This is a genomic window from Bradyrhizobium sp. Mp27 (genome assembly GCF_029953005.1).
GTDB lineage: Bacteria > Pseudomonadota > Alphaproteobacteria > Rhizobiales > Xanthobacteraceae > Bradyrhizobium > Bradyrhizobium barranii.
The window spans coordinates 1-2,624 of record NZ_JASAUS010000384.1 but is presented as its reverse complement, the minus strand read 5'-3'; the positions used below and the strand labels follow the sequence as shown (position 1 = coordinate 2,624).

Below are 2,624 nucleotides of genomic sequence, written 5' to 3'. Positions count from 1 at the left end.
GAAGCTCTTGCCCGGGAAACAAACTCAAACTAACAGTCCCTTGTCCTGCCTCGCGGGTGGAGGAATTTGACTGACCACACCCGGAGGAATTTGAAGTGACCCGCGGGGAGCTCATTCCCTCTGGGAGATATTCTAGAGGCCTTTGGTCTCTTAACAAAAAGGAGGGCTTTATGGCTCCAAGCCCGATCGATAATGCCCGTTCACCAGAATCACCGACAGCGCACGTCTGGACACAGGAAGATCATGATTTGTTCAGCGAGATCATGAATGAAGCTGGACCATCATCGTCTGCCGCACCTGAGGAAGCGGTAGATGTCTCCTTCGCCGCTCCCCAGAGATTTTCACACGGTTCGCAAATCGCCCCTGACTCGATGGTCGATAGGCTGTTCCACCGGGGTCTCTTGCCGGACTCGGACCAGCCGACAATGACCTATGAAATCCAGGGTCACCGCTACACGGCCGGTTTGGATGAGTGTAATCGCGTTCTTCTTGTTCATAACCCTGCGGAAGACCAAGTGCTTGGGGCCGGCCGGGCGGGGGTACCGGACTTCGGAGCCTTCTTCGCGGAGAACCGACGCTATGGAAGGCCGCTACCACAGCAATGGGCCACACCTGCCCTCATAGACAAGCTGCGCGAAGAAGGTTTCATGCCGACCGCCAATAGCCCCACGACCATCCATCTTAACGGACGGGCCTACAAAGCCGAACTAGCCGAAGGAGGATTCGTTAAGCTTACGCGGGTATGAGACCAACTTGACGGTGAGCCGATCGCGCTGGGTCTGAGTCGTGCGGTCACTTTGGTTGTCCTTACCTGGATAGACGGTTCATCGCTTAGCAGTGGATTGTTCGAGCCGCCAGCGGGTACGCATCATCGGGCCCGCTGGCAGCGCTCGAGATGCACGGTCATCCTGGCCATTCGTCTGCGTGGTGCCGACCTGTCATCCGGCCGGCAATATTGTCGCCGTGTTGCTTCACTCGAGGATGTTGCTGGCGCTTGACCGATACAGCTCCGGCTGTGGGCCAGTCCGAGGTTGCACCATTGCGCGCGGGATCGGAAGAACCGGGGTGCGTCGCGGAGTGCCCAAGGCACGCCGCCGCGCCCCGGTCCCGGGATCACCGGCCAGCGCCGCACTGTTAGCCGTGCGCGGGATGATCGTCTTCTCGGCTGCTTTGCGTCTGAGGGATCCCCGTGAGCGCTGCACGACGGTGTGCCGCGGCCGAACTGCTCGGGGCGGTGCTTCGCGAGGTGACCGAGAATTACCAGGGCAAACGGGGCTCGGCCGCAAGCCAGCGCTCGATGTCGGCTGGGTTCGGCAAATTGGGCAGAAACCGGTGCCCGTTGAGCACTTGCTTGGAAACGGCGGAGGCCCTGCAAGTGCGAGGCTGGATTGTCTTGGCGGACGCGAAGGTATTCTCAAGGAGGTGGCAGCAAAGATCGCCTAGCCGCAAGGACCGTCGCAAGTGGCGCAGTCGCTTTGCGTAGCAGTGGGATTGCGTGAGCGTATTTGTCGAGGAAATCGTGTCAATTTAACACTACCAAATCTGGGCGTTCTGCAAGCAGTAGCTCCACCGTAGAGTCACGCAAGATCGCATGCACATAGGCGTGTGCAACCAGCCTCAAAAACCGGAAAAGAACGTCATGGCGAACATCAATCTCAGCTCCCAATCTATTGCAGGTGCACGCGCCGGACAGCGAGCCGCCACCGCCCGGAAAGTCATTGAATGGCGAGCGCCGGCCCCGAGACGCCGAGGCTTCCACATGATCCACGGAATGAAGCCCATGGCGCGGATGCTCGCAGCAATTAGGCGCGGGCTAGCCTTGTCCGATCTTGACCGGTGCTGCGCAATCTGGTGGCTCTATCGTCTCCATTTCGGGTTCACCGGCGACGTGATGTTGGGGCTCGCCGCGGTCAGGATTGCCCAGGAGAGATCCCGCTGCGGAATTTAGGAATCGTGGGGGCGCGCCTTCCATACGGGCTCGGCGCCCTGCCGCCGGTTACGTGTTTGGCTGGCGAGGAAAAGTGGCCGAATGCCGATTGCCTTTAGTCTCCCCCAGCCAATTGGGCCGCATTCACTTCTAGCGCCGAGGATCTGCCCGTGGGGGTGGCACCAAAGTGCAGGCAAATACGATGAGCAGATTGCAAAAACTGAACTTGCGCTCGCCCTTCACACGATCAGTAAGCTGAATTTGATGTCGGATGATGCTGCTCATGAAGGTCCCAGCAGGGGCAGACGACCGGGCCATAGCGGGGAGTGTAGGAATCAGGACGGTCTGGAATCCTTGGTCACGTCTAGTGATCGGGGGCAAGGACGCGCGGCTCGCATTCCATCTGGTGATCTTCTGCTGTTACATGAAAGGAAATGACCCGCCTGAGTTCGCGTGGCGATGCAAGGGCGGGTAGCTCGCCAAGCAATACTGCCCGAGTCGTTGCGCTGGATGGATCCTCGCGCAGAACCTCATCGACGCTGTGTACCCACGGCTTGAATTCCTCTGTGAGCGGCTCGTCCGTTGCAGAGCTATGGCGGAATCTGGGTGATGACGGTGTGAGGAAGGCGGCGTATCGAGGCGGGTGACGAGCCTGCCAGAACCTCTCGAGGAGAGCGATACGCCATGACCGAGACTA

General features: G+C 59.5%; 1 protein-coding gene. It reads left to right on the top strand.

All coding sequences use genetic code 11. The annotated features are described in order from the left end of the window. Positions 1-170: 170 nt before the first annotated feature. On the top strand, positions 171-746 hold the full coding sequence (locus tag QJT78_RS50050; RefSeq protein WP_011084675.1) for a hypothetical protein: 576 nt from the start codon (positions 171-173) through the stop codon (positions 744-746). Positions 747-2,624: the final 1,878 nt, after the last annotated feature.

Coding starts and splice junctions, on each gene's coding strand:
- QJT78_RS50050 (WP_011084675.1), top strand. CDS start 171: ATGGCTCCAAGCCCGATCGATAATGCCCGTTCACCAGAATCACCGACA.